Origin of the sequence: Paenibacillus sp. VCA1 (assembly GCF_031583795.1) — a bacterium.
GTDB lineage: Bacteria > Bacillota > Bacilli > Paenibacillales > Paenibacillaceae > Paenibacillus_AQ > Paenibacillus_AQ albilobatus.
This window is the reverse complement of the sequence record NZ_JAVLSX010000002.1, coordinates 561,180-586,677: the sequence shown is the minus strand read 5'-3', so window position 1 is coordinate 586,677 and position 25,498 is coordinate 561,180. Positions and strand designations below refer to the sequence as shown.

Sequence of the window (25,498 nt, the reverse complement as noted above, 5' to 3'; positions counted from 1 at the left end):
CAACCGGCAAAAACATATGAAAACATTGGATTTTGCCATACTGCTTTCACGCCCGAATTGATACAATAATATCGGCATGGCCCAAAACGGTCTTCAATCTGGGGAGGATGAAAGCGTGGAAAAAATCGTAGGCGTGGATATCGGCTGCACTAAAATGTACATGTTTGCGCAGGTTGGCGGGGAAACGTTCGAACAAAAAGCGCCGACCGGGCTGGATTGCCCGTGGGAGAATCTGAAGCGGGAAATCGACGGGTTTATCGGCCGGCTGCCGTTTGAGCCGGAGGGGGTCGGGATCGCGGTGCCCGGCCTTGTGGAAGGAGACCATCGCGTGCAGCTGTCGGACGTACGTTCTTTGACCGGGATGACCGCCGATGATTTCGGGCAGGGAAGGTTTCCCGTCCGGCTTATTAATGACGTCAAATCCGCTACGGTTGCGGAAACGGTCCATTATAAGGACAAAGACACGCTCGCGGTGATTATGGCCGGTTCCGGCACTGCGCTCGGCGTCTATTCGAAGGGGCGGATGTTTACGGGGGCGCACGGTTTTGCCGGGGAGCTGGGCTACTGCATCATCCAAACCGAAGAAGGCCCCCAAAGGCTGGACAGCATCGCGGGGGGCATCGGCATTTTGCAGCAGGCGGGCTGCGGCATTGATGAATTCCTTGAGCGAATCGACAGGAACGAACCGGCGGCCGTGCAGCTGATTGCCCGGGCGGGCGAATATTTCGGAATGGCGTTGACGAACGTGATCCACCTGTTTAATCCGGATGTGATCGTGATCGGGGGCAGCACCGCCACCTATCCCGGATATATGGAGCATGCGCTCGAAACCGCGCAAAAACATACCATTCCGGACATGTTCAACGCTTGCCGGATCGTCCCGGCCAAAGACAATAAACGTATCGTCGCTCTCGGCGCCATGGAATACATGCGCAGCGGCATGCGGATTTAGGCGGCCGAAAGGCGGAGGAACAACGGGGAAAAGCGCGGGAAACAAGAGGGTTTTCGCTGTTCCGGGAATTCAGATTCCTGTTATATTGACAGCGCCGTTTGCTCTGCTTTATTCTTAAGGTGATTAGGAATGTAAATGGTTTCGTAAGAGGCGATTAAATATAAGGCGGATGATGGCGAACGGGAGAGACCGCCCCGGCACGGGGGGCGGCACCGAAGGAGCAAGCTGCGGGAGGGCACAAACCGGCGGCTAATCTCTCAGGTACAAGGAACCGTCGCCGGACGCGGCTCTGGAGAGAGCGTCAGCCACCCAAGGGGAACGCGGGAACGAAGTTTCCGTTTAAACTCTCAGGTACAAGGGACAGAGAAAAGGTGCTGCATACCTTTTTTTGCTGTCCCTTTTTTTGCGTTTGCGGACAGCGCCCGGCCGCGTTTTTTCTGCCGTTTGGATAAATGACAAATTCCTGATGTGAATTACCTAAAACAGGAGCGTGGAGTTTTTGAGATTCAAAAACGTATTTTCCATCATCGGTCCGTCCATGGTGGGCCCTTCTAGTTCCCACACCGCCGGCGCCGTGCGCATCGGCAGGGTGGCGCGCCAGCTGCTCGGCCGCCAGCCGGAGAAGGTCGAGGTCACCTTGTTCGGATCTTTTGCGGAGACGTATTGGGGACATGGTACGGACCTTGCGTTAACGGCGGGGCTGCTGAATTTCGACACGGATGACGAACGGATTCCGGAAGCGGACATCGAAGCCGAAAAAGCCGGAATGGAGATCGAGTGGATTCAGGGAAAAGGCAACGGGCCGCATCCGAATTCCGTCAAGCTCAAGCTTTGGGCCGGGGATCGCAAAGCAGACGTCATCGCGGCCTCCATCGGCGGAGGAACGATCGCGGTTTATGCCTTGAACGGCTTCGACGTGCAAATTACCGGCGAATACCCCACGATCGCGGTCACGCATTCCGACAGCCGGGGCGTGATCGCCGACTTGACGGGCCTGCTCAGCCGGGAGGGCCTCAACATCGGCTACATGGACGTGGACCGCAAAGGGCGGAGCGAAGCGGCCATGACGGTGTTCGAGCTGGATACGCCGCCTTCCGCCTCCGTTCTGGATGAGATGGCCCGCCTTCCGCATATTTTGGAAGTGACGATGATCGATTTGACCCAAAGGAGTTAAAGGTGACTATGAGATTCGAGACGCTGGAACAGCTGGCAGACATTTGCCTGAAAGAAAACAAAACGATCGCCGACGTGATGGTGGAGGATCAGGCCAAGGAAACGGGCGTCCCTGCGGACGACGTATTCCGTCAGATGGCCGAATACTACCAGGTCATGAAGGAAGCCGTTCGCAAGGGGCTGACCGGCAACACGAAATCGCGAAGCGGCTTGACGGGAGGCGACGCCAAAAAGGTGGCGGATTACATGAGGCAGGGCGACACGTCGCTCGGCGAGCCTTCCGCCATGGCGATGGCTTACGCGCTCGCCGTTTCCGAAGTGAACGCCTCCATGGGCAGAATCATCGCCACGCCGACGGCAGGTTCGTGCGGCATCATTCCCGGCGTATTCGTCAGCTCGCAGGAACGATTCGGCTGGGATGACGACAAGCTGGTGCGCGGCCTGTTTACGGCCGGGGCCATCGGGTACGTCATAGCCAACAACGCGTCGATTTCCGGCGCCGAAGGCGGGTGCCAGGCCGAGGTCGGCTCGGCGATCGGCATGGCGGCGGGGGCCATGGTAGAGCTGAGAGGCGGCTCGCCGCGGCAGGCCGTCCATGCGGTCGGCTTGGCCTTGAAAAACTGCCTCGGCCTCATTTGCGATCCCGTTGCGGGACTCGTGGAAATTCCGTGCATCGTCCGCAACGGCCTTGGCGCCGTCACCGCGCTGGCAGCCGCCGATATGGCCCTTGCCGGCGTAGGCAGCGTCATCCCCGCCGATGAAGTGATCGGCGTCATGCTGGAGGTGGGCAGCGCCATGCCGAGCAAACACCGCGAGACCGGCAAAGGCGGCTTGGCCGCCACGCCGACCGGGCGCAAGCTGACCCGGGAGCTGGTGGAACAGCGCCGCCGCAAAGCAAAAGAAGCCAAAGATGCGATACAACCGCCGTCAGACACTCCATAATGGCTCATCTGCACGCATTTTTCCAAGGATTATGACATGATTCGAAGGAGAGTTGAAAACCATGAGCAATGTGAAAGAGAATCGTTGGTACAGCAAGGATCACGAATGGGTGGAAAAGGTAAGCGGAAACGTCGTGCGCATCGGCATCAGCGATTTCGCGCAGCATCAGCTGGGCGACATCGTGTTCGTCGAGCTGCCTGAAGAAGGTGCAAGCGTGCAGGCCGAGGAAAGCATCGGCACGATCGAATCGGTTAAAACGGTGTCGGACCTGTTCTGTCCCGTCAGCGGTCAGGTGACGAAAATCAACCCGCGGCTCGGCGATGAGCCGGAGCTTGTCAACGATGAACCGTACGATGCCGGATGGATGGCGGAAATCGAGGTGGAAGGCGACCTGGAGGAGCAGCTGTCGGCATTGCTTAGCGCGGAGCAGTATGCGGAGTTTCTCGAAGAGTAGCGCCGGCGAAATATGCAAGGGAAAGGCGTACGGATGACGATGTCATCCGTACGCCTTATTTGCGTTGGCATGAGAATGCCTGCCGATTGACGCAACCTCCATTTTTCCCTTCTGGGCCATCACGTCCGCAAATTGGGCTCCCGCACATGCATACATTCTTTTGCAATTGGCAACAAAGGCACATAGGATGTGTTGAGGCGTTTTTTTTCGAACATCAAATGTCGTGTTGTGGTGGTGTAATGATGAGGGAAATTACGGAATATTACGGCGGACGGGATTTGGGCTGCGCGTATGCCAAAACGGAGAGCATTTTTAAGGTATGGGCTCCCGAGGCGGTGAAAGTCACGTTGGCGCTTTATGAAAATGCGGGCCGTTACGAAGCAAACGGAGAGGTGACGGATCATGCGGGCGGCCTGGAGATCGGCATGAAAAAATGGAAGGACGGCGTATGGTTTTTGCGCTTTTACGGCGATCTCGCGGGCCGGTACTATATGTACAAGGTCGAGCATCCGGATGGAACCGTCCGTTACGCGGCGGACCCGTATGCCAAGGCCGTCAGCACCAACGGTGCCAGATCGGCGATCGTCGATCTGGAGGCGTGGAACCCGGAAGGCTGGGAAGCGGATCGGCGGCCGCCTATCGGAGGGCTTGAGGATACGGTTTTGTATGAGCTGCATGTGCGCGATTTTTCGGCAGACCCTAACGCTGCTTTTAAATACAAAGGGAAATTTAAAGCGTTTACGGAAACGGGGCTTCGCGACGAAGAAGGAAACGCTATCGGCATCGACCATCTGGAGGAGCTTGGGGTGACGCATGTCCACCTGCTGCCGGTATTCGATTTCAAAACGGTAAACGAACTGAAGGTCGACGATCCTGACTCTCCCGAGCCAAAATACAACTGGGGGTACGATCCGCAGCATTTTAACGTGCCCGAAGGCTCCTACGCGACCGACCCGAACGTGCCCGGGCTTCGGATCCGCGAATTCAAGGAAATGGTCATGGCGCTGCATGGCAAAGGAATCCGCGTCGTGATGGACGTCGTGTACAACCATACGTACAGCGTCGAGGACGGACCGTTCGAGGCGGTCGTGCCCGGGTATTTTTACCGCAGGGATGCCCAAGGAAGGCTGGCAAACGGTTCCGGCGTCGGCAATGAGCTGGCGACGGAACGCCCGATGGTCCGGAAATTCATCCTCGATTCGGTTCGATATTGGGCGGACGAATATCACATCGACGGGTTCCGGTTGGACCTGATGGGATTGATCGATACGGATACCGTCAAGCAGATGGCCGAAGAGCTGCACCGCGAGGTGGACCCGGCCATCGTCGTCTACGGGGAGCCTTGGACGGGCGGGGAGACGCCGCTTGCGCGGCAAACGCTGAAAGGCAGCCAGAGAAATCTCGGTTTTGCGGTATTCAACGACCATTTCCGCGGCGCGATCAAAGGGGACAGCGATGGCGGAGGGAAAGGGTTTGCCACGGGCGGAACGGGTACGGAAGCGGCGATCCTTGAAGGCGTCAAGGGATCGATTCACGATTTTGCGGAATCTCCGCTCGAATCGGTCAATTATGTGACCGTTCACGACAATTTGAATTTATGGGATAAAGTGTTGACGACGCAGGGGCTTCGGGACGAGGCCGGGTTTCGGGAAATCCGCAACGGGGAGCTGACTCATGGAGGGAGCCTGAGGGAGGCCGTGGAAAAGTCCGAGCCGTACCGGAGCGTCGACGGCGAACGCATCATGAGCAGCGAAACGGTAAAACGCGCGCTCCTGGCCAACGCCATCGTGCTTACCTCCCAAGGGATTCCGCTCATTCAAGCCGGCGACGAACTGCTCCGCACCAAATACGGCGACCATAACAGCTACCGCAGCGGCGATGCCGTCAATGCCATACGGTGGGAAAACAAGCGGAGGTTTAAACCGGTTTTCGACTATTACCGCGGTTTAATCGAGCTTCGAAAAAAACATCCCGCCTTTCGCCTGACTTCCCGGGAGCAGATCGACTATCATTTGGCGACGCTTCGCTGCGGGGACCATGTCGTCGCTTTTATGCTGAAGGACTTTGCGGGCGGCGACGCTTGGAAAAACATCATCGTCGTCTATAACGCGAACGGTCATGAGATCAAGCAGGACATTCCTTTTTCCAATACCGGCTGGAAGGTGGCGGTGAACGAGGAGCGCGCCGGGAACGAGGCGCTTGATTGGATCGCGGATGAACAGGTGACCGTTCCGGCCCTGTCCATGATGGTGTTGTTCGAGGATGTGGGCGGCATCAGCAGAGCCAATCGATTTCTGCTTACGCGCTGACCGCCTTGCGGCGTATTTGGTTCGATCTTCGCTGGCTGGGACGGTTTCAGGCTGACTGCTTTTGGACGCATGCGGGGACGTGCCCGGATGAAAAAATAGCTGCATGCCGAATGGAAGGGATTGCCACATGTTGGATTTCATGTTATAGTCAATTTCAATTTCATAGCAAATCACTAGGGGTGCCTGTACGGCTGAGACGGAAGCGCGAATTCCGGACCCTTTGAACCTGATCTGGAGCGATGCCAGCGGAGGGAAGTGGTAAAATCGGCGTTTCATGCTTGCGCTTGTGCTTTTTTTGGCGCGCAAGGTTGTCAACGTGCAGACAAAGGCCGCTTTCTTTCGGGAAAGCGGCCTTCATTTTTTTAACGGGAGTGGGGCCATTGGCGGGAAGGGAACTGCATGTCGTTTCGACGGGAAGGCAGCCGCTTGATGAGCTGGCGAGGATTGCCGGCCTCATCCATCCTTACGTGGATGCATTTCATTTAAGGGAACATGCGAAAACGGCGCGCGAGCTGCTGAACGGAATCGGAATGCTGCTGGCCGCAGGCGTTCCTGCGGACCGGATCGTGGTGAACGACCGGGCCGACGTCGCTGCATCTGCCGGCGTTCAGGGCGTGCAGCTCGCTTATCACAGCTTGGATGTAACCGATGTGAAGGAGTGGTTTCCGCAGCTGCGGATCGGCCGATCGGTTCATTCGCTGAAAGAAGCGGTGGAGGCCGAGAAGAAAGGGGCCGATTACGTGTTTTTCGGGCATGTCTACCCGACGGCATCGAAGCCCGATTCCCCGGCCCGCGGGCTTGGGGAACTGAAACTGCTCGCAAGCCGCACCCGCATTCCCGTCATCGCCATCGGCGGGGTGAAGCCGGCGAACGTGGCCGAGACGCTGAAAGCCGGCGCGTCGGGTATCGCCGTCATGAGCGGGATTTTGGAAGCGGCGGACCCGATCAGGGAGGCGGCTGCTTATCATCAATGCTTACATAGAGGGAGGGAAAACAACCATGGTCCATCAAGCTGAAGTGGTCGTAATCGGCGGCGGCGTGATCGGCGGTTCGATCGCGTACCACCTGGCAAAGCAGGGCAGGCGCGTCCTCATGCTGGAGCGGGGGAAGATCGGCTCCGGCGCGTCGAGCGCTGCGGCCGGCATGCTCGGCGCCCAGTCGGAGATGCACCGGTCAGGCGCGCTGTTCGACCTCGCACGGCAGAGCCGGGCGATGTTTCCCAAGCTGGCGGAGGAACTGCGGGAGCTGACCGGCATCGACATCGGACTGGTGCAGCAAGGACTTTTGAAGGTGGCGTTGACCCCTGAACAGGCGATGGAATGCCAGCGGATGATCGCCTTTCAGCGCAAAGCCGGGGAAACGGCCGCCTGGCTTACGCCTTCCGAGGCCAGGGAGCTGGAACCTAATCTGACGGGGCGCATCGAAGGCGTGATGCGGATTCCCGGGGACGGGCAAGTGTCGGCGCCCGAATTGACGGCCGCTTATGTCCGGGCAGCCGTTATGCTTGGAGCCGAAGTAAAGGAGCATTGCACCGTTCATTCGCTGCGGCTGGAACGGAGCCGGGTGACCGGCGTGGTCACGGATGAAGGAACGATCGGCTGCGGTCAGGCGGTCGTCGCGGCGGGCGTTCATGGCAGCAGGCTGCTGGCGCAAGCGGGGATCAACGCCGACGTGTACCCGGTTAAGGGCGAGTGCTTCTCGGTCGTTACGCAGGCCCCATTGATAAGCAGCACGGTGTTCACCGAAGGCTGTTACCTGGTGCCGAAGCGCGGAGGCAGACTCATCGTCGGGGCTTCCATGATCGAGCGCAACGAGGAACTTACGGTATCCGTCGAAGGTTTGATGGGGCTGATGGCCAAAGCGGCCGCTCTTGTGCCGCGGATTACGGCTGCCCAATGGGAGAAGGCATGGGCGGGGCTGCGGCCGCAAACCCGCGACGGCCTTCCTTATCTGGGTGCCGCTGCGGGCTGCGAAGGTTTGTTTGTCGCCGCGGGGCATTATCGCAACGGCGTGCTGCTGAGCCCCGTTACCGGGGCGCTGATCGTGGAGCAAATGAGCGGAAAGCGGCCTTCATTCACAGGCTGGGAATCTTTTGCGCCGGACCGGCATCACGCCGTCAGGCCATCGGAGGGGAGGATCGTCCATGTTGGATTTGATCATTAACGGGAACAACGTTCAGGTGCCGGAGTCGGTAACGACGGTGGCGCGGCTGCTGACGCATTTTGACCTGGACCGGCAGGTCGTCGTCGTGGAAATCAACGGGAACATACTCGAGAAAAACGAGCATAAGGACACGGATGTCCGAAACGGGGACCGGGTCGAACTGGTGCATTTTGTGGGAGGAGGATAAGGCGATGTTACACATCGGACCGTATGAATTTCAATCAAGAATGCTGCTTGGGACAGGGAAATTCCCGAATTTTGACGTGCAGAGGGAAGCGGTAAGCGTGTCCGGCGCGCAAATATTGACGTTTGCCGTTCGGCGGATGAACATTTACGAGCCAAGCCAGCCGAATTTTCTGGAGATGATCGACGTCGGGCGGTTTACGCTGCTGCCCAATACGGCAGGCGCGCGGACGGCGGAGGAAGCGGTGCGCATCGCCAAGCTCGCCAAAGCGTCCGGATTATGCGACATGATCAAGGTCGAGGTGATCGGCGACATGAAGACGCTGCTGCCCGATCCGGTCGAAACGCTGCGAGCTTCGGAATTGCTGCTGGAGGAAGGCTTCATCGTATTGCCTTACACGTCGGACGACGTGCTGCTTGCGAAGCGGCTGCAAGAGCTCGGCGTGCACGCGGTTATGCCGGGCGCCTCGCCGATCGGCTCCGGCCAAGGGATTGTGAACCCCTTGAATTTGAGCCTCATCATCGAGCAATCGACCGTGCCCGTCATCGTCGACGCCGGCATCGGCACGCCGTCGGATGCGGTCATCGCGATGGAGCTGGGCGCCGACGGCGTGCTGCTCAATTCGGCCGTTTCGGGAGCCAAAGACCCGGTAAAAATGGCCCTTGCCATGAAGCTCGCCATCGAAGCCGGGCGCCTCGGCTACGAAGCCGGCCGCATTCCGAAAAGGCGCTGCGGGGCCGCCAGCAGCCCGCTCGAAGGAATGAGCCTGACATGAGCGGGAACGGGACCCGGAACGGGCGGTATTCGCGGCAAGAATTGTTTTCCAAAATCGGCCCGGACGGACAGCGGAAGCTGGGGGAGAGGCATGTCCTGATCGTCGGCGCGGGAGCGCTGGGGTCGGGAAGCGCCGAAACGCTCGTGCGCGCAGGCGTAGGCACCGTCACCATCGTGGATCGCGACTACGTGGAACCGAGCAATCTGCAGCGGCAGCAGCTGTACAGCGAGGAGGACGCCCTGCAGCGCCTGCCGAAAGCGGCGGCTGCCAAAGCCCGCCTGGAACGCATCAACCCGGACATCGACATCCGGGCCGTCGTCGCCGACGCCGCCATTCCGGAAATCGAAGAATTGGCGCAGGGCGTGAACGTGATCCTTGACGGGACGGACAATTTCGAGACGCGCCTGCTGATCAACGATGTGTCGCAAAAGAAGGGCATTCCATGGATTTACGGGGCTTGCGTCGGCAGCTACGGACTGACCTTCACGGTCGTACCCGGCCGTACGCCATGCCTGCATTGTTTGCTTGAAACGATGCCGCCCGGCGGCGCAACTTGCGACACGGCCGGCGTCATCGGCCCGGCGGCGCAGATGGTCGCGGCCTACCAAACCTCCGAGGCGCTGAAGCTGCTGGTGGACGATGGGGAGGCTTTGCACGGCAAACTCATTTCATTCGATCTATGGACGGGGGCCTATGCCGCAATCCGGGTCGAGCGCATGAAGAAGCCGGACTGTCCGTCATGCGGACTACACCGCACCTATCCGTTTCTGCAGCCGGCCAATCAATCCCGGGCAGCCGTGCTGTGCGGCCGGGATACGGTGCAAATTCGTCCGCCCGCACCGGTTCGGCGCGATTTAAAGGAGCTGGCGCGCAGATTGTCCCGGCAGGGCGGAGAGGTAAAGGAGAACCCGTATCTCGTGTCTTTTGCGGCCGAAGGGTGCCGGTTGACGGTTTTTCAGGACGGGCGGGTGTTCGTGCACGGGACAAAAGACATCGCGGAAGCAAAAAGCTTGTATCACCGCTATTTAGGGTAAGCCCGAAAAGGCGGTGGGGAACTTCCGCGGCGATGATTTTCGGTTTGACAAGCCGCAAAATGGAAGATAAAGTATAGGGTGAAAATCTTCATACGAAATCCACTGGGGGAGCCGCAAGCGAGCGGCTGAGACAAGGATGCTTGGACCCTTTGAACCTGATCCGGATCATACCGGCGTAGGGAAGTGGAGACGGACTTCGCATGTTTTACGCCGGCCTTTCGTTAGGTCAGCGTTCGAAAGCGTTGGAAGCCGCTCCATTTCGGGGCGGCTTTTTTAAGTTTTATCGGCCGCTTCCGGCTTCTCCCTGTTTGGATTTCATCCAAATCGATGCGGAGGTGCTGGCATGACCCGTTTTAGCGAAGAGCTCAGAAGAGAAGCAGACCCGATTTACCGGGCGATTTTTGATCATCCGTTCGTACGCGGCATTGCGGACGGAAATTTGCGGAAGGAACAGCTGATTCATTACGTGAAGCAGGATTTCGAGTATTTGAACGCTTATATCCGGTTATATGGAATCGCGATCTCGAAGTGCGACAGCCGCGACGCGATGGCTCTTTTTAACGAACAAATTTCGTTCATTCTGCACAGCGAAACGCATCCGCACAACAATTTTTGCAGCGTAGCCGGCGTTTCGTACGAGCAGCTGCAAGGTTATCCGCTTGCCCCGTCGGCGAACCACTACGTCCGCCACATGCTGAGCGTGGCCCACGCGGGAACGCTTGAGGACATTTTGGCGGCGATGCTGCCTTGCCCTTGGACGTATACGGAGATCGGCGCCAAATTGCTGGCGGAAGTGAAGCCGGACCGCTCCCATCCGTTTTACGACTGGATGCATTTTTACGGCAGCTTCGAAGGCGGCATTACGGAAAAAATGCGATTGCTGCTTGATGAGCGGGCTGAAAGTTTATCTCCGGACCGGAAAAAGCGGCTGACGGAACATTTTGTGGCCAGCTGCCGTCTGGAGTACATGTTTTGGGATATGGCATACACGCTGGAAGAATGGCCGGTTTCGGCGGCTCAAACGGAAGGGGCGGGACGATGATCGCGGATCTGCAGCATTTGCCCCGGCTGGTCAAGCGGCGCAGCCCGCTGGTGCACAATATAACCAACGTGGTGGTCACGAATTTTACGGCCAACGGTTTGCTGGCCATCGGCGCTTCCCCCGTGATGGCCTATGCCCGTGAAGAGGTGGCGGATATGGCGAAAATAGCGGACGCGCTTGTGCTGAATTTGGGCACGCTCAGCGCGGAGCTGGTCGAAGCGGCCATCCTGGCAGGCAAATCGGCGAATTTGCACGGCGTGCCGGTGATCCTCGATCCCGTCGGCGCAGGGGCCACGCCGTTTCGGACGACCGCGGCCCTGAATATTTTGCGGGAAGTCCGAATCGCTTTGGTCCGCGGCAATGCGGCGGAAGTGGCGAACCTGATCGGCGAAACGGCGGTCATCAAGGGCGTGGATGCGGGAGAGGCCGAAGCCGAACCTCCGGTCGACCTGGCCGTCCGGGCCGCTTGCCGGACCGGAAGCGTCGTTGCGATCACAGGCCGTGAGGACGTTATTACGGACGGCCTGAAAGGATACGTGGTCCGAGGAGGACATCCCATGCTGACCCGGGTGACGGGAACGGGCTGCCTGCTGACGTCGGTCATCGGGGCTTTTGCCGCCGTGGAACCGGATTTGCTGACGGCGGGCGCGGCCGCGCTTGCTTTTTACGGGGAGGCGGCTACGAGGGCGTACGCGGCTGCCGGTAACCGCGGTCCGGGGAGCTTTCAAACCGCCTTTCTCGACGCCCTGTCAGAGATGGACCAATATCCGCTTCCGGAAGAGGTGCTCAGCGGGCACCGGGTTTCGGCCGGAAGGGGGTTCGTGCAGTGAGCGTCCCCAAAGCATTGACGATTGCCGGCTCCGACAGCGGCGGCGGCGCCGGAATACAAGCGGACATCAAAACGTTTCAGGAGCTGGGTGCCTTCGGGATGTCGGCTATCACGGCGGTGACGGTGCAAAACACGTTTGGCGTTTCAGGCGTCTACCCGCTGCCGGCCGCGGCCGTCGCCGCGCAAATCGAGGCGGTCGGGTCGGATCTGGGCGCGGATGCGGTCAAGACGGGCATGTTGTTTAGCGCCGACATCATCGAGGCCGTTGCGGACAAAATCGAAGCCTTTGGCTGGCGGCGGGTGGTCGTCGATCCGGTCATGATCGCGAAAGGCGGGGCGGAGCTGCTGCAGGGCGACGCCGTCGACGCCCTGATGCGCAGGCTGCTTCCCCTGGCGCTGGTCGTCACGCCGAACATCCCGGAAGCGGAGGCGATGGCCGGCATGCGGATCGACTCGATGGAACAACGCCGCCGGGCGGCGCTGAAAATCGCCGGGTTCGGCCCCCGGATGGTCGTCATTAAGGGCGGACACGATCCGGTTTCAAACGAAGCGGTCGATCTGCTGTATGACGGGGAGTCGTTTACGGAAATCGCCAAGCCCAGAATCACGACAAACCATACGCACGGAACGGGCTGCACGTTTTCCGCCGCCATCGCGGCCGGGTTGGCGAAAGGGGCGTCTCCGCACGCGGCTGTTTTGACCGCCCGCGAATATATCCAGGCGGCGATCGAGGATGCGCCCGGCATCGGCGGAGGCCACGGCCCGACCAATCATTGGGCGTACGGCCGCAGAAAGGAGCGCGTCCGTTGAAACCGGTCGAAGCAGCCGATTTGAAAGCATGGCTGAAGCTTTATCTCGTGATCGGCAGCGCCAACTGCAGGAAAGACGCGGCGGAGGTCGTGGAGGAAGCGATCCGCGGGGGCGTCACGATGGTGCAATTTCGCGAAAAAGGCCGGAATGCGCTTGAAGGAGCCGCCAAGCTGGAACTGGCCGGGCGCATTCTGGCCGTCTGCCGGAAGCACGGCGTTCCGCTGATCGTCAATGATGACGTCGACCTGGCGCTCGCTTTGGATGCGGACGGCGTGCATATCGGACAAGAGGATGAGCCGGCGGAGCAGGTCAGGAAGCGAATCGGGAACCGTATTTTGGGCTTGTCCGTCCATACTCTCGAAGAAGCGAGTATTGGTGCGGAGCGGCATGCCGATTATTTCGGGGTCGGCCCGGTTTTTCCGACGGTTTCCAAGGAGGATGCCCGCCCGGTTCAAGGCACGGCAGCGCTGCGGAATATCCGGAGGATGCATGCGGCCATGCCGATCGTCGGCATCGGCGGCATTACCGCCGAACGTGTGCACGAGGTGATCCATGCCGGAGCGGACGGCGTTGCGGTCATCTCGGCAATCACCCACACTCCCGATGCCTGTCATGCCGCCATGGAGCTGTCCCGCGCGTTGACCGACGTTTTAGGCAAACGAAATCCGCCGTTTACAATCCGCCGCCCCATTTGTTAAAGTAAAGGGCAGATTCCCTCACAGACGGGGTTCATTATTTACCCCATGATGTGCAATTCTGACACGGAAAGAAGGCAGAACATGACTGAAGCAATGTTATCCCCTTTGGTAAAAACCTTGGACCTGCAGCCCCATCCCGAGGGCGGTTGGTATAAGGAGCTTTGGAAGTCCTCATTCGAAATTCCGAAAGAAGTGCTTGACGCCAAATATTCGGGTTCGCGCCCTGCGGCGTCATCCATCTATTTCCTGCTGCACCCGAACGAATTTTCGAAATGGCATCGCGTATACTCGGATGAATTGTGGCTGTGGCATGCCGGCAGCCCCCTGCAGCTCGTCCTCGGCGGCGATGGGGAAAATCCGGGAGAACGGAAGGAAATCGTGCTTGGCATGGACATGGAAAAAGGACAAGTTCCCCAAGCTTTGGTACCGGCGAACGTATGGCAGGAAGCGCGTCCGCTGGGCAACGAACCGGTCCTCGTTTCCTGTGTCGTATCTCCCGGCTTTCATTTCGACGATTTTACGATGATTGATTAAAATAACCACCCTCTGTTTATCGAAACCCTGCTTGCGCATGTTGCGGCAGGGTTTTTGCGCGTTTCGCCAAATATGGATTTTCTGCCCCGAATACCGCTTTATTGCGAACGCTTTTTCAACAATTGTTGAACATCCCTGCGCCTTGCAGTATAGTACACTTGTTATAATGTAACCGATTCCACAGATGAAAGGGTAGCAAACGGGGGACTTCTGACATGAAGAAATTGATGATGGTTTATCTTTTGCTGATCGTCGCTTTTGTCGGATACGTGGTGATGTACCGGATTGAAGACCAACGCCGCAGCACCGGTTGGCAGGACGGCGGCCTGCACGGCAGCATCGGTGAAAACTACGTTATGGTCACCTTTCAATCCGGAATGGAATATTGGAAAAACATCCTTAAAGGGTTCGAGGACGGGGGAGACGCGCTGGGCGTTTCCGTCGATTACCGCGGATCCACCCAGTATGACGCGAAGGAACAGATCACCGTGCTGGAGCAGGTCATCGCCAAAAAACCGGCGGGCATCGCCTTGTCGGCCATCGATTCCAAGGCGCTGACCTCGACGATCAACAAGGCGGTGGACGCGGGGATTCCCGTCGTGCTGTTCGATGCCGACGCCCCAAGCAGCAAAGCCTACTCTTTTCTGGCCACGAACAATTACGAAGCGGGTGCGACGGCCGCCGATGAAATGGCGAGGATCCTTGGACGCGAAGGCCAGGTAGGAATCATTACACAGCCCGGCCAGCAAAACCATGACGACCGGATGGCGGGATTCCGCGATGCCGTTGCCGCCAAATATCCGGCGATGTCTGTCGTGGACGTCAAGGAAGGGAAAGGGGACACGATGATCGCCAAAAACGCGGCGGCGGAAATGATAAAGAAACATCCGGAATTAAAGGGCATTTTCGCCACGGAAGCGAGCGGCGGGGCCGGGGCGGCGGATGCGGTCATCGCGGCGAACAAAACCGGCAAGGTCAAAATCATCGGGTTCGATACGAATAAGGCCACCTTGGACCGGATTTCGGACGGGACGATTTCGGCGACGATCGCCCAGGGCACTTGGAACATGGGTTACTGGTCCCTGCAGTATCTGTTTCACCTTCATCACGGCCTTACGGTGCCCGCCCCGACGCTCGGCAACGACGTTTCGCCCTTGCCGCCGCGGGTAGATACAGGGGTTACGGTCGTAACCCGCGAGAATGTGAATGATTATTATGCGAAATAAACGGATAACATGGCGCGACAAGTGGATGCAGTGGAGCCGGTTCAGCGATTTGCCGCTTCGGTATAAGCTTAGCGTGTTGTTTCTGATGGTTGGCATCCTTCCGTCGATCGCGCTCGGGATACTGGTGAATTTCACGGTAAACCGCATCGTGGACAAGCAGGTGACGGAAGGCACGATCCAGTTGATCGGCAAGGTCAACCAGACGCTCGACAACGACATGGAAAACCTGCAAAACATCACCTATCTGATCGGATTCGATCCGAAGGTCAAACGTTTCCTTGACGGAAGCATTTCCGCGGGAAATGCCGGGTTGGCCGAAGGCGGGCGGCAGCAGCCGGCGCTTGACGATAAAAACGGCGAACTGTACGCCATCAAGCAGTATTTGCAGGGCTTTACGACGCTTTATCCGGAAATTGCGGCCATCCTGGTCGTGAACGGCAGCGGGGACTATGTCAGCAACGAAATGTATGCGCGGTCGCCGGACAATCTTACCCGGGATGCCTGGTACATGGAAGCCGCCAAACACGAAGGTTTGTTTACGGTGCTCGGCCATCCGCAGCAGCGGAATGTAACGACCCATGTCCATTATGCGAATGACGAGCTGGTTTCGGTCGTCCGCTCGTTTGTCGATCCCGATACGCGAAAGGTGACGGGGGCCGTGCTGATCGACCTGAAGCTGCGGGCGGTTTCGAGGGCGGTGCGGGACGTGACGCTCGGGAAAAACGGGTATCTCATGGTAACGGATAAAAGCGGCGAGCCGATTTATACGCCGGAGGATCCTTTGGTTCCCGAAGTGCCTCCGGCCTGGATTCCCGGGGAGGACAGCGGCGCTTTCGTCAAGGAAACCGCGGGGCGGCGGCTGCAGTTCATCTACGGCACGTCATCGTTTACCGGGTGGCGGACCATCGGCGTATTCGAAACGAATGAAGCGGTATACGAGGTCCGTGAAATCCGTTTTTATCTCATCTGCTTTTTGTTCGTCGTCTGCCTGTTCGGCCTGACCGCATCCTATACGCTGTCCCAGTCCATCGCGAGGCCGATCCGTCAGCTCATGTCCTTCATGCAAAAGGCCGAGTCCGGGGATTTGACGGTCCGCTACTTGAGGCATCGGCAGGACGAGGTCGGGATGCTCGGCCGCAGCTTCAACCGCATGCTGCTGGAAATACGCAAGCTCATCAGGCTGAACGAGCTGCGCGAGCGGCAGAAGCGTGAGGCCGAGCTGCGAAGCCTTCAGGCGCACATCAAACCGCATTTTTTGTACAATACGCTGGACACGATCCATTGGATGGCGAAGAAAAAAGGGGCCGACGACGTGTCCGACATGGTGGAGTCGCTGTCCAGGCTGTTCCGGATCGGTCTTAGCAAAGGCAGCGACATCATCCCGATCCGGGATGAATGGACGCATATTTCCAGTTATCTGCAAATCCAAAAAACGAGATACCGCGACAGGCTTCATTGCGAGCTGCTGCTTTCCGAAGAAGCGGAAGGGTTGTTCGTGCTGAAGATTCTTCTCCAACCGATCGTCGAAAATGCGATCTATCACGGGATCAAGGCCCGCAGAGGTCCGGGCCATATCCGGATTGCGGCATCCGTTGAACAGGATATGCTGGTCTTGACGGTATCGGATGACGGTGCGGGCATGCCGCCCGAAAAGCTTAAGGCGCTGCGCATGCAGCTGCGCGATCCGCTGGCGGCGATGGAAGCAAGCGGCGGAGAAGAAGGACCGGCCGGCCGGAGTTACGGGATGCTGAACGTTCAGGCGCGAATCCTCCTCGCTTTCGGGGAGGAGTACGGGATTTCGCTCGAAAGCGCCGAGGGCTTCGGCACGAACGTAACGATCCGCCATCCGCTGCTTTACGGAGTGCCGTCTCCAACCGATAACGATGGGGGAAATAGTTGATGAAGAAGTTGTACCAAGTACTCATTGCCGACGATGAACCGATTATCCGCGAAGGAATTATCGACGCCGTCGATTGGCTGGGGCTCGGCATGGAGGTCGCCGCGGAGGCCGAAGACGGAGAAGAGGCGCTCGAAATCGCGCAGCGGATCCAGATCGATCTGGTATTGGTAGACATGAACATGCCGATCATGGACGGCATTGCCATGATGAAAAAACTGAAGGAGCTGCAGCCGGCCTGCCGTTTCGTCATCATTACGGGCCATGACGAATTCGCATATGCGCAGGAAGCGATCCGGCTCGGCGTAAAGGATTACATCCTGAAGCCGGTTAACGCGGACCACTTGAGGGAAGTGCTGCACAGCGTCAAGGACGAGCTCGACGAGCTGCATGTGCGCGATCGTTATTTGAAAAAAGCCTCCGAGCAAATCGAAAAAAACATTCCGGTCTTGCGCGAGCGTTTTTGCCGGGAATGGGTCCAAGGATTCGTCGATGAATCGGAGGCGATGGAGCAGCTTGAGTTTTTGGGCCTTCCTTCCAAGCAGCCGGCGCAGATCGGCGTCGTCCGCTGGCCTGAAACGTCCGCGAACCAGCCGCTGATGAAGGAAGGCGAAAGGCAGCTGTTATTGTTCGCCATCGAGAACATCGTGTCCGAATTGGTTCAGCACGCCGTCCATTTGCTTTTCCGCGAGCATACGGGACTGATCGGAATTTGCCTGTGGGACGAAGCGCCGGTGGAAACAGCGGCGGAAATCGAACAGGCGGTGCAAAACTTTTTGAAAATTGCGGTCCACGTTCATTTCGAGCCGGTAAAGGTAGGACCCTCAGCCGTGGCGGAGGCCTATGACGCCTGCCGGGAGGCCGTGTTCAAGGAGGCTCAGCTGTCGCCGCTCGTGCGGCGGGCAAGGCAGCTTATCCAAGAACAGTACGGCCGACCGGAGCTGACGCTGGAATCGTTTGCGTCCAGCCTGCAGGTTTCGCCGGTGTATTTAAGCAGAATGCTGAAAAAGGAGCTCGGAACCTCTTTTGTCGGCTTCCTGACGCAGACCCGGATCCGGAAGGCCGCACAGCTTCTCAATTCGACCCCGATGACCATGTACGAAATCGCGGAGCAGGTCGGGTACGAAAGCCAGCATTATTTCAGCACCGCCTTCAAGAAAGTGATGGGCGTTTCGCCCAACCGCTACCGAAAAGGCGAAGCTTCCCAGGACATGTAACCGCTGTTCGTGTGTCCAAGCAATCATGCTCAATCATAGGTACACCGAAGGGCATCCCATTGAACCGTTCATCAACGGTAAAAGGGGGTGCCCTTTTTTAATAACAAAGGCAAGTTCAATCCAAACGGCTTGTTCTTTTGCACAAAGGTATGAAATTTATAAAAAATGGTCGAATCGGTGAAAAGACCCCGACCGGTCTTCGCGTGTATCCTTTTTGTACAGAGAGGCATGACGCCCAGGATGGTGTAAGCGCTCCAGGGCGCAGCATCCAGGAAAGGAGATTGAACCGATGAAGAAAGCAATCGCAGGACTTCTGATCGCGTCGATGCTCATGGTCCTGACGGCCTGCAATTTGGCCGAGAGGGGGGCCGGAGACAAAAGCAAAGGTTATGTCGGGCTCGCCATGCCGACCAAATCGTCGGAGCGCTGGGTAGCCGACGGGCAAAACATGGAGCGGCTGTTTCAGGAGAAAGGATACAAGACCGATCTGCAGTTTGCGGAAGACGTCGTCGAAAATCAAATCTCGCAAATCGAGAACATGATCACGAAAGGAGTCGATGTCATCGTCGTGGCTTCGATCGACGGAAACACGCTGACCGACGTCATCAAAAAAGCGCATGACCGGGGCATCAAGGTGATCGCTTACGACCGTCTCATCCGCAACACCGAATACCTGTCCTATTACGCCACCTTCGATAACTTCCAGGTCGGCGTGCTGCAGGCATCCTATATCGAGAAAAAGCTCGGGCTGAAGGAGGGCAAGGGACCGTTCAACATCGAGCTGTTCGGGGGATCGCCGGACGATAACAACGCCTATTTCTTTTACGACGGAGCCATGTCCGTCCTGAAGCCGTACATCGATTCCGGACAGCTGGTCGTCCGCAGCAAGCAAACGACGATGGCGCAGATCGCCACCCTGCGTTGGGACGGATCGCTCGCCCAGTCGCGGATGGATAACCTGCTCAGCGCCAACTACTCGGGCGCCCATTTGGACGCGGTCCTGTCTCCGTACGACGGCATCAGCATCGGCGTCATATCTTCCCTTAAAGGCGTCGGGTACGGAACCGCGAAAAAACCGATGCCGGTCATCACCGGGCAGGACGGAGAGCTCGCTTCCATCAAATCCATCGTGGCCGGGGAGCAAACCCAAACGGTGTTCAAGGATACTCGGAAACTTGCGGAGCAGGCAGTCAAAATGGCGGAAAGCGTCCTGAAAGGCCAAGAGGCCGAAGTCAACGACACCAAATCCTACGACAACGGGGTAAAGGTCGTACCGGCTTACTTGCTCCCTCCGGTGTCGGTCGACGCGTCCAACGTCGAGAAGGAGCTGGTGGAAACCGGCTATTACACCAAGGAGCAAATCGGCCTGAAATAAGCCGTCCATATACTCGAACGATCGGAAGGTGAAACCTATGTCGGAATACATTCTTGAAATGCGGAACATTACGAAAGCGTTTCCGGGCGTAAAAGCGCTCGACAACGTCAACCTGAAAATCCGGGAAGGCGAAATCCATTCGCTGTGCGGGGAAAACGGGGCGGGCAAATCCACGCTGATGAAAGTGTTAAGCGGCGTGTACCCGCACGGCACGTACGAAGGGGATATTTTGTTCAAGGGCAGCGTGTGCGAATTCAAAAACATCAAACAAAGCGAAGAGCTCGGCATCGTCATCATCCATCAAGAGCTGGCGCTTATTCCTTACCTGTCCATCGCGGAAAACATTTTTCTCGGCAACGAACGGTCCCGAAAAGGCTTGATGAACTGGAACGAGACGATCGCGGGTTCCCGCGAGCTGCTGCAGAAGGTAGGGCTGAACGAACATCCGAACACGCCCGTAGGGAACCTCGGAGTCGGCAAGCAGCAGCTGGTGGAAATCGCGAAAGCGCTCTCGAAGAAAGTGAAGCTGCTTATTTTGGATGAACCGACGGCCGCATTGAACGAAGACGACAGCGAAAACTTGCTCCAGCTGATGCTTGAGTTCAAGAAGCAGGGCATTTCCTGCATCCTCATTTCCCACAAGCTTAACGAAGTTTCGAAAGTGTCGGATTCGATCACGATTCTGCGCGACGGACAAACGATCGAAACGCTCGACATGAAAAGCGGGGATGTGAACGAGGACCGCATCATTCGCGGCATGGTCGGACGGGATTTGACGAACCGCTATCCGGAACGTATGCCGAACATCGGCGAGGTTATTTTGGAGATCAAGGACTGGACGGTATATGACGAGGTTCGGGCCGACCGCAAAGTGCTCGACAACGTCAACCTGCATGTCCGCCGGGGAGAAATCGTCGGGATTGCAGGACTGATGGGAGCGGGGCGGACGGAACTGGCGATGAGCGTCTTCGGCAAATCCTACGGCCGAAACGTCAGCGGCACGCTGTACAAGGACGGCAAGCCCATCGAAAACAACACCGTGACCCAGGCCATAAACAACGGCTTTGCCTACGTAACGGAAGACCGCAAACATTGCGGGCTGATCCTGATCGACGATATCAAGCGCAACATTTCGCTTACCGGGCTTTCCAAGCTGGCGAACAAAGGCGTCATCAACGACAAGCAGGAAATTCTCGTCGCGGAGGACATGCGGAAAAAGCTGAAGATCAAAGCGCCGAACATTTTGCAGAAAACCGGCAACCTCAGCGGCGGCAACCAGCAGAAGGTGGTTCTCAGCAAATGGATATTTTCCGAGCCGGATGTTCTGATCCTGGATGAGCCTACGCGCGGCATCGACGTCGGGGCCAAATACGAAATTTATACGATCATCAATCAGCTGGCCGACGAGGGGAAAGCCGTTCTGGTCATCTCGTCCGAGCTCCCGGAAATTTTGGGCATCTGCGACCGGATCTACGTAATGAACGCGGGACGAATTACCGGGGAAGTCAGCCGGGAAGAGGCTTCGCAGGAAACATTGATGAGATTCATGACCAAGACTGGAGGTCCAAAGCATGGAAACGATTGTTAAATTGTTCAAAAATAACATCCGCCAATACGGAATGATCATCGCGCTTGTCGTTATCATGATCTTTTTCCAATTGATTACGGGCGGCCTGCTGCTCGAGCCGATCAACATAACGAACCTGATTTTGCAAAACAGCTATATTCTCGTTCTGGCCATCGGCATGGTGCTGGTCATCATTACGGGACACATCGACCTTTCGGTCGGATCGGTCGCCGCCTTCGTGGGCGCGGTCGCGGGGATCATGATGGTGGATATGCACCTGCATCCGGTCATCGCGGTCATCGCCTCCCTCATCGTCGGCGCGCTGATCGGCGCATGGCAAGGTTTTTGGGTCGCTTACGTCAAAATCCCGGCATTTATCGTCACGCTTGCGGGCATGCTGCTGTTCCGGGGATTGACCATGATCGTGCTGAAAGGCCAATCCATCTCGCCGTTCCCGGCAGGCTTTCAAAAGATCAGCTCCGGTTTCATCCCGGATTTGGGCAGCGGCAGCATCAATGTGGTGGCGATTGCGGCCGGCGTCATTTGCACCGTCATCTTTGTCATCAATGAACTTCGCGACCGGAAATCCAAGAAAAAATACAACTTCGACGTTTTGCCCGGCGGTTTGTTCATCCTCAAGCTTGTCATTATCGTGGCCATCATCGTAGCGTTTGCGTTTATGCTGGCCAGTTACGCGGGACTGCCGAACATTTTGATTCTGCTGCTTGCGCTTATTCTCATCTATTCCTTCGTCATGAACAAAACGGTGATGGGACGCCATATTTACGCGATCGGCGGCAACGAAAAAGCGGCGGGGCTGTCCGGTGTCAAAACGAAAAAGGTAACGTTCTGGGTGTTCGTCAACATGGGCGTCATGGCGGCCATCTCCGGCCTGATCTTCGCCGCGCGCCTGAACGCGGCAACGCCAAGGGCCGGCACCAACTTCGAGCTCGACGCGATCGCCGCAAGCTTCATCGGCGGGGCTTCGGCGACAGGCGGCATCGGAACGGTGTTCGGGGCGATCATCGGCGGCCTTGTCATGGGCATCCTGAACAACGGCATGTCGCTCATCGGCCTTGGCATCGACTGGCAGCAGGGCATCAAAGGGCTTGTCCTGCTTGCGGCCGTCGCCTTCGACATTTACAACAAAAAGAAAAGCAGCGTATCGTGATTCGGCAAAAAAGACGGGGGCAGGCGTGCTTCCGTCTTTTTTTGTCCGCGCCGAATTTTCATAGGCGAATGTTTGATTTGTCTCCGGAATGGGTAATACATAAGTATGCCGTTTCGAATGGCGGCGATAGATTTGGCGATATCCAAGGAGGTAATGCTAGATGTCACATACGCTTACGGCTGAGCCGAGAAAAGATACCAAGCACTCGAGCTTGCGCAAACTGAGGGAAAGCGGGCGCATTCCGGCCGTCGTTTACGGCTCGCAAACGGAAAGCATCCCGCTGAGCGTCGATGCCAAGGAACTGATGAAGGTGGCCCGGACGGGACGCACCGAAATGTTTAAGCTAAAAGTGGAAGGCACCTCCGATTTTAACGTGATCATTAAAGATTTCCAGAAAAAAAGCGGGGCCGTGAGCCACGTCGATTTCTTGCAAATATCCGCAAACAAGCGGCTGAAAGTCCGCGTGCCGATCGAATTCCAGGGAACCGCGGAAGGAACGAAAGTCGGCGGCGTGCTTCAGCATCTGGAAACGGAGCTTGAGGTTGAAGGGCTGCCAGCAGATTTGCCGGCTACGATCCCGGTGGATATTACGCATCTCCAGATGGGGGACAAGCTGGCCGCTTCGGACATCAAGCTGCCTGAAGGCGTGACGCTGGTGGCTCCCCCCGACGAATTGATCGCATCGGTCACCGCCCCGCGGGCCGTGCTTCAAGCCGAAGGCGAAGCGGAAGCCGAGGGCGATGCAGCGCCGGAAGCTTCGGGAGAAGAAGCGAAGGAGTAGGCTTGCCCGATTCTCTTACTCAAACGGTACATGTTAAGCTACCGTCGTTGAGGTTTAAAAAAACGGAAGCTGTATGTTAGCAATAAAACCAGCTTGTTTCCCAAGGGAAACAAGCTGGTTTTTTATTCGGAATAACTCATCCATTCTCCATATAGGCGGTGAAGCTGCTCCTCCAGCCGCTCGCGTTGTTCATGCAGTTCCGCAAGGCGCTCCGCGTCGCAAGCGACTGTGTCGTCCAACATTTGCGAATCGAGGCTCTGCAGTTCTTGTTCAGCGGCTTCGATTTCTTTTTCCCAGCTTCGTTGCGGCGCTTTCGAAGCCGACGCCTGCTGTTTTTCGGAAACCGGGGCAGGCGAAGCTTGAACCTCCCGCGTCTGCTTCGGCTTTTCATGCAAAGAACGCAATCGATATTCCTCCAGCCCTCCATGGATGAGCTCAAGCCCGCCCTGCCCCAAGCTCCAAATTACGCTGCCAAGACGGCTTATAAAGTAGCGGTCGTGGGAGACGGCAAGAATGGTTCCAGGAAATTCCTCCAGCGCTTCTTCAAGCACCTCCCTGGAGTCGATATCCAGATGGTTGGTCGGTTCGTCGAGAATGAGCAGATTCGGCTTCAGCTCCATCAGCACGGCAAACCGCAGGCGCGTCCATTCGCCCCCGGAAAGGCTGGCGACGTTTTTGAACACGTCGGGTCCGTAGAACAAAAAGCGCGCCAGCTTGCCCCTGGCTTCCCCTTCCTCGATGCCCGCGTGCTCGCGGTAATATTGAAGGACCGTCTGCCGAACGTCGTCCGGATGCTCCTGCTGCGCAAGATAACCGACGACAACGCGGGAACCCAAGGAAATCGCCCCTTCCGTCACCGCTTCACGTCCCAAAAGCATATGCAGCAAGGTGCTTTTGCCGCACCCGTTCGCCCCCAGCAGCATAGCGGTTTCGCCATAACGGAGCAGCCCGTTTACATTCCTGAACAGGAAGCGGTCTCCGAAGGCTTTGCCGACTTGATCAAACAGAACGACCTGTTTGCCCGAACGGTCATCCTGCTTGAGCCGGAGATCCATTTTTTTGCGTTCGAGCACGGGCCGTTTCACCTTCACCATGCGGTCGAGCGCTTTTTGCATCGAAGCGGCGCGCCGGTGAAAACCCGCATTCGGCGGATTGGCCTGGTTGCCCCATTCGATCAGCTGTTTGATGCTTTCCTGCATTTTTTTGATCTTTTTCTGCTGTTCCTGATATTCCGCGAATTGCAGCAGCAGCCGTTCTTCCTTCTCTTTTTGGAAGCCGCTGTAGTTGGCATGGTAGATGAACGCTTCGCCGTCTTCGATTTCAATCACCTTCGTGACGAGCCGGTCCAGAAAATATCGGTCATGCGAAATGACCAGCACCGTGCCGGCATATTCAGCCAAAAACTGCTCCAGCCATTCCAGCGCGGCCATGTCCAGATGGTTCGTCGGCTCATCCAGCAGCAAAAGGTCCGGCTGCTCCAGCAGGAGCGATGCGAGGCCGATTTTCGTTTTCTCCCCGCCGGAGAGGGAAGCGAAGGCTTGGGGCAGCTGCTTCGCGGGAATCCCCAGGCCGGCCGTGATTTTGGCGATCGAAGCTTCCATCTCATAACCGTTTGCGCGTTCGAACCGCTCCTGCAGCTTGCCATATTCGTCAAGCCAGCCCGCCAGCGCTTTCGGATCGCCGCTTTTTTCCGGATCGGACATGAGCGTTTCCAGCGTACGCATCCGGTTCTGCCATTCGAGGACAAGGGCAAACGGGCGAAGGAGCACGTCACGAACCGTTTCTTCCGCGGCGGCTTCCGGAATTTGGGCGAGCAAACCGGTTTTCACCCCTTTTTGGATGGCGATTTGGCCCTGATCCGGGGTTTCGTCCCCGTTCAGAAGCCGGAGCAGGGTCGTTTTGCCGCTGCCGTTCCGGCCGATGAGGGCAACCTTTTCCCCGCGGGAAATTTCGAAGCTGATATCGGACAGCACCAGCTGGGCGCCATGGTATTTTTGCACGTTTTTGCATTGAATCATCATTTGTTTTTCCTCCATAGATGCCGGGACCTACAGAAAAAAAGCCGCAGGGAAATGTCCCCGCGGCTTGAACGTTCAACGCATATTCATCCGTTGAAGTTAAGGTAGGAGCGGCATTTCGCAATTTTTTGAAGCAACCGGATATGGAAAAATGGACAGACTGATCCCGTCAAATGCCGCTGCATGAAAAATTCCGGACAATACCATCGGCAACTGATTGATCCGGTCGTTCGAAAAATTGCGCACCACTGCTACCCCACCTCCTTCAAAATATAGATATGTACATTTTAGAGAGTTCGGACGCAAAAAGCAATAGGCTGATGACTATATTCGGGATTGATGCCGAC

24 protein-coding genes and 3 riboswitches are annotated in these 25,498 nt (G+C 57.3%); of the genes, 22 read left to right on the top strand and 2 right to left on the bottom strand.

Features of this window, described 5'->3' with window-relative positions; translation table 11 throughout:
* Nucleotides 1-115 precede the first annotated feature (115 nt).
* The 22 genes from RJP21_RS06260 (at nt 116) to RJP21_RS06155 (ending at nt 23,133) form a co-directional block, all read left to right on the top strand.
* Complete coding sequence (locus RJP21_RS06260) at nt 116-952, top strand: ROK family protein (protein ID WP_310858530.1); 837 nt, start codon at nt 116-118, stop codon at nt 950-952.
* 170 nt (nt 953-1,122) lie between these two features.
* Nucleotides 1,123-1,235: riboswitch (glycine riboswitch) on the top strand.
* 216 nt (nt 1,236-1,451) lie between these two features.
* The gene (sdaAB, locus tag RJP21_RS06255; protein WP_310858529.1) at nt 1,452-2,126 is read left to right on the top strand and encodes an L-serine ammonia-lyase, iron-sulfur-dependent subunit beta; all 675 of its coding nucleotides are present in this window, start codon (nt 1,452-1,454) and stop codon (nt 2,124-2,126) included.
* A gap of 8 nt (nt 2,127-2,134) precedes the next feature.
* Nucleotides 2,135-3,067 carry an L-serine ammonia-lyase, iron-sulfur-dependent, subunit alpha gene (gene sdaAA / locus RJP21_RS06250; RefSeq protein WP_160043519.1) on the top strand — a complete coding sequence of 311 codons (933 nt, stop codon included), beginning with the start codon at nt 2,135-2,137 and terminating at the stop codon, nt 3,065-3,067.
* Between the two features lie 61 nt (nt 3,068-3,128).
* A complete protein-coding gene (gene gcvH, locus RJP21_RS06245; RefSeq protein WP_160043484.1) occupies nt 3,129-3,521 on the top strand; it encodes a glycine cleavage system protein GcvH in 393 nt (130 codons plus the stop codon).
* A gap of 242 nt (nt 3,522-3,763) precedes the next feature.
* On the top strand, nt 3,764-5,830 hold the full coding sequence (gene pulA, locus RJP21_RS06240; protein ID WP_310858528.1) for a type I pullulanase: 2,067 nt from the start codon (nt 3,764-3,766) through the stop codon (nt 5,828-5,830).
* 165 nt (nt 5,831-5,995) lie between these two features.
* Nucleotides 5,996-6,101: riboswitch (TPP riboswitch) on the top strand.
* A 109-nt stretch (nt 6,102-6,210) separates the two neighbouring features.
* The gene (tenI, locus tag RJP21_RS06235; RefSeq protein ID WP_310858527.1) at nt 6,211-6,846 is read left to right on the top strand and encodes a thiazole tautomerase TenI; all 636 of its coding nucleotides are present in this window, start codon (nt 6,211-6,213) and stop codon (nt 6,844-6,846) included.
* Nucleotides 6,830-7,993 carry a glycine oxidase ThiO gene (gene thiO / locus RJP21_RS06230; RefSeq protein WP_310858526.1) on the top strand — a complete coding sequence of 388 codons (1,164 nt, stop codon included), beginning with the start codon at nt 6,830-6,832 and terminating at the stop codon, nt 7,991-7,993. The genes tenI and thiO overlap by 17 nt, the downstream gene beginning before the upstream one ends.
* Nucleotides 7,974-8,180 carry a sulfur carrier protein ThiS gene (thiS, locus tag RJP21_RS06225; RefSeq protein WP_373309275.1) on the top strand — a complete coding sequence of 69 codons (207 nt, stop codon included), beginning with the start codon at nt 7,974-7,976 and terminating at the stop codon, nt 8,178-8,180. Before thiO ends, thiS begins: the two co-directional genes overlap by 20 nt.
* Before the next feature lie 4 nt (nt 8,181-8,184).
* Nucleotides 8,185-8,952, top strand: coding sequence for a thiazole synthase (locus RJP21_RS06220; RefSeq protein ID WP_310858525.1), 768 nt, complete (start codon nt 8,185-8,187; stop codon nt 8,950-8,952).
* Nucleotides 8,949-9,986 carry a thiazole biosynthesis adenylyltransferase ThiF gene (locus tag RJP21_RS06215; RefSeq protein ID WP_310858524.1) on the top strand — a complete coding sequence of 346 codons (1,038 nt, stop codon included), beginning with the start codon at nt 8,949-8,951 and terminating at the stop codon, nt 9,984-9,986. Before RJP21_RS06220 ends, RJP21_RS06215 begins: the two co-directional genes overlap by 4 nt.
* A gap of 94 nt (nt 9,987-10,080) precedes the next feature.
* A riboswitch (TPP riboswitch) is annotated at nt 10,081-10,185 on the top strand.
* A 144-nt stretch (nt 10,186-10,329) separates the two neighbouring features.
* On the top strand, nt 10,330-11,028 hold the full coding sequence (gene tenA, locus RJP21_RS06210) for a thiaminase II (RefSeq protein WP_310858523.1): 699 nt from the start codon (nt 10,330-10,332) through the stop codon (nt 11,026-11,028).
* Complete coding sequence (gene thiM, locus RJP21_RS06205) at nt 11,025-11,858, top strand: hydroxyethylthiazole kinase (protein WP_310858522.1); 834 nt, start codon at nt 11,025-11,027, stop codon at nt 11,856-11,858. Before tenA ends, thiM begins: the two co-directional genes overlap by 4 nt.
* Nucleotides 11,855-12,667, top strand: coding sequence for a bifunctional hydroxymethylpyrimidine kinase/phosphomethylpyrimidine kinase (gene thiD, locus RJP21_RS06200; RefSeq protein WP_310858521.1), 813 nt, complete (start codon nt 11,855-11,857; stop codon nt 12,665-12,667). The genes thiM and thiD overlap by 4 nt, the downstream gene beginning before the upstream one ends.
* Nucleotides 12,664-13,365 (top strand): thiamine phosphate synthase, encoded by a 702-nt coding sequence (gene thiE / locus RJP21_RS06195; protein ID WP_310858520.1) that lies wholly within the window; start codon nt 12,664-12,666, stop codon nt 13,363-13,365. The genes thiD and thiE overlap by 4 nt, the downstream gene beginning before the upstream one ends.
* Before the next feature lie 81 nt (nt 13,366-13,446).
* Nucleotides 13,447-13,899, top strand: coding sequence for a cupin domain-containing protein (locus RJP21_RS06190; protein ID WP_310858519.1), 453 nt, complete (start codon nt 13,447-13,449; stop codon nt 13,897-13,899).
* A 215-nt stretch (nt 13,900-14,114) separates the two neighbouring features.
* Nucleotides 14,115-15,125: a substrate-binding domain-containing protein gene (locus RJP21_RS06185; protein WP_310858518.1), complete on the top strand. Its 1,011-nt coding sequence runs from the start codon at nt 14,115-14,117 to the stop codon at nt 15,123-15,125.
* Nucleotides 15,106-17,025, top strand: coding sequence for a cache domain-containing sensor histidine kinase (locus RJP21_RS06180; protein WP_397386179.1), 1,920 nt, complete (start codon nt 15,106-15,108; stop codon nt 17,023-17,025). Before RJP21_RS06185 ends, RJP21_RS06180 begins: the two co-directional genes overlap by 20 nt.
* Complete coding sequence (locus RJP21_RS06175; RefSeq protein WP_310858517.1) at nt 17,025-18,239, top strand: response regulator transcription factor; 1,215 nt, start codon at nt 17,025-17,027, stop codon at nt 18,237-18,239. The genes RJP21_RS06180 and RJP21_RS06175 overlap by 1 nt, the downstream gene beginning before the upstream one ends.
* Nucleotides 18,240-18,528: 289 nt before the next feature.
* Complete coding sequence (gene chvE / locus RJP21_RS06170) at nt 18,529-19,614, top strand: multiple monosaccharide ABC transporter substrate-binding protein (RefSeq protein ID WP_310858516.1); 1,086 nt, start codon at nt 18,529-18,531, stop codon at nt 19,612-19,614.
* Nucleotides 19,615-19,651: 37 nt separating this feature from the next.
* Nucleotides 19,652-21,202: a multiple monosaccharide ABC transporter ATP-binding protein gene (gene mmsA / locus RJP21_RS06165; protein ID WP_310858515.1), complete on the top strand. Its 1,551-nt coding sequence runs from the start codon at nt 19,652-19,654 to the stop codon at nt 21,200-21,202.
* Nucleotides 21,186-22,352: a multiple monosaccharide ABC transporter permease gene (mmsB, locus tag RJP21_RS06160; RefSeq protein ID WP_310858514.1), complete on the top strand. Its 1,167-nt coding sequence runs from the start codon at nt 21,186-21,188 to the stop codon at nt 22,350-22,352. The genes mmsA and mmsB overlap by 17 nt, the downstream gene beginning before the upstream one ends.
* Before the next feature lie 160 nt (nt 22,353-22,512).
* Nucleotides 22,513-23,133 carry a 50S ribosomal protein L25 gene (locus tag RJP21_RS06155; protein ID WP_310858513.1) on the top strand — a complete coding sequence of 207 codons (621 nt, stop codon included), beginning with the start codon at nt 22,513-22,515 and terminating at the stop codon, nt 23,131-23,133.
* Between the two features lie 122 nt (nt 23,134-23,255).
* Here RJP21_RS06155 and abc-f read toward each other — a convergent pair whose 3' ends face one another.
* Both abc-f and RJP21_RS06145 read right to left on the bottom strand, forming a co-directional pair.
* Nucleotides 23,256-25,154, bottom strand: a complete 1,899-nt coding sequence (gene abc-f, locus RJP21_RS06150) for a ribosomal protection-like ABC-F family protein (RefSeq protein ID WP_310858512.1) — start codon at nt 25,152-25,154, stop codon at nt 23,256-23,258.
* A gap of 96 nt (nt 25,155-25,250) precedes the next feature.
* A complete protein-coding gene (locus RJP21_RS06145; RefSeq protein ID WP_310858620.1) occupies nt 25,251-25,397 on the bottom strand; it encodes an RAxF-45 family protein in 147 nt (48 codons plus the stop codon).
* Nucleotides 25,398-25,498: the final 101 nt, after the last annotated feature.

Excerpts from the sequence above, each read along its gene's own strand:
- sdaAA (WP_160043519.1), top strand. The coding sequence starts at position 2,135 with ATGAGATTCGAGACGCTGGAACAGCTGGCAGACATTTGCCTGAAAGAA.
- gcvH (WP_160043484.1), top strand. The coding sequence starts at position 3,129 with ATGAGCAATGTGAAAGAGAATCGTTGGTACAGCAAGGATCACGAATGG.
- pulA (WP_310858528.1), top strand. The coding sequence starts at position 3,764 with ATGAGGGAAATTACGGAATATTACGGCGGACGGGATTTGGGCTGCGCG.
- thiO (WP_310858526.1), top strand. The coding sequence starts at position 6,830 with ATGGTCCATCAAGCTGAAGTGGTCGTAATCGGCGGCGGCGTGATCGGC.
- thiS (WP_373309275.1), top strand. The coding sequence starts at position 7,974 with ATGTTGGATTTGATCATTAACGGGAACAACGTTCAGGTGCCGGAGTCG.
- RJP21_RS06220 (WP_310858525.1), top strand. The coding sequence starts at position 8,185 with ATGTTACACATCGGACCGTATGAATTTCAATCAAGAATGCTGCTTGGG.
- RJP21_RS06215 (WP_310858524.1), top strand. The coding sequence starts at position 8,949 with ATGAGCGGGAACGGGACCCGGAACGGGCGGTATTCGCGGCAAGAATTG.
- tenA (WP_310858523.1), top strand. The coding sequence starts at position 10,330 with ATGACCCGTTTTAGCGAAGAGCTCAGAAGAGAAGCAGACCCGATTTAC.
- thiM (WP_310858522.1), top strand. The coding sequence starts at position 11,025 with ATGATCGCGGATCTGCAGCATTTGCCCCGGCTGGTCAAGCGGCGCAGC.
- RJP21_RS06190 (WP_310858519.1), top strand. The coding sequence starts at position 13,447 with ATGACTGAAGCAATGTTATCCCCTTTGGTAAAAACCTTGGACCTGCAG.
- RJP21_RS06185 (WP_310858518.1), top strand. The coding sequence starts at position 14,115 with ATGAAGAAATTGATGATGGTTTATCTTTTGCTGATCGTCGCTTTTGTC.
- RJP21_RS06180 (WP_397386179.1), top strand. The coding sequence starts at position 15,106 with ATGATTATTATGCGAAATAAACGGATAACATGGCGCGACAAGTGGATG.
- RJP21_RS06175 (WP_310858517.1), top strand. The coding sequence starts at position 17,025 with ATGAAGAAGTTGTACCAAGTACTCATTGCCGACGATGAACCGATTATC.
- chvE (WP_310858516.1), top strand. The coding sequence starts at position 18,529 with ATGAAGAAAGCAATCGCAGGACTTCTGATCGCGTCGATGCTCATGGTC.
- mmsA (WP_310858515.1), top strand. The coding sequence starts at position 19,652 with ATGTCGGAATACATTCTTGAAATGCGGAACATTACGAAAGCGTTTCCG.
- mmsB (WP_310858514.1), top strand. The coding sequence starts at position 21,186 with ATGGAAACGATTGTTAAATTGTTCAAAAATAACATCCGCCAATACGGA.
- RJP21_RS06155 (WP_310858513.1), top strand. The coding sequence starts at position 22,513 with ATGTCACATACGCTTACGGCTGAGCCGAGAAAAGATACCAAGCACTCG.
- abc-f (WP_310858512.1), bottom strand. The coding sequence starts at position 25,154 with ATGATGATTCAATGCAAAAACGTGCAAAAATACCATGGCGCCCAGCTG.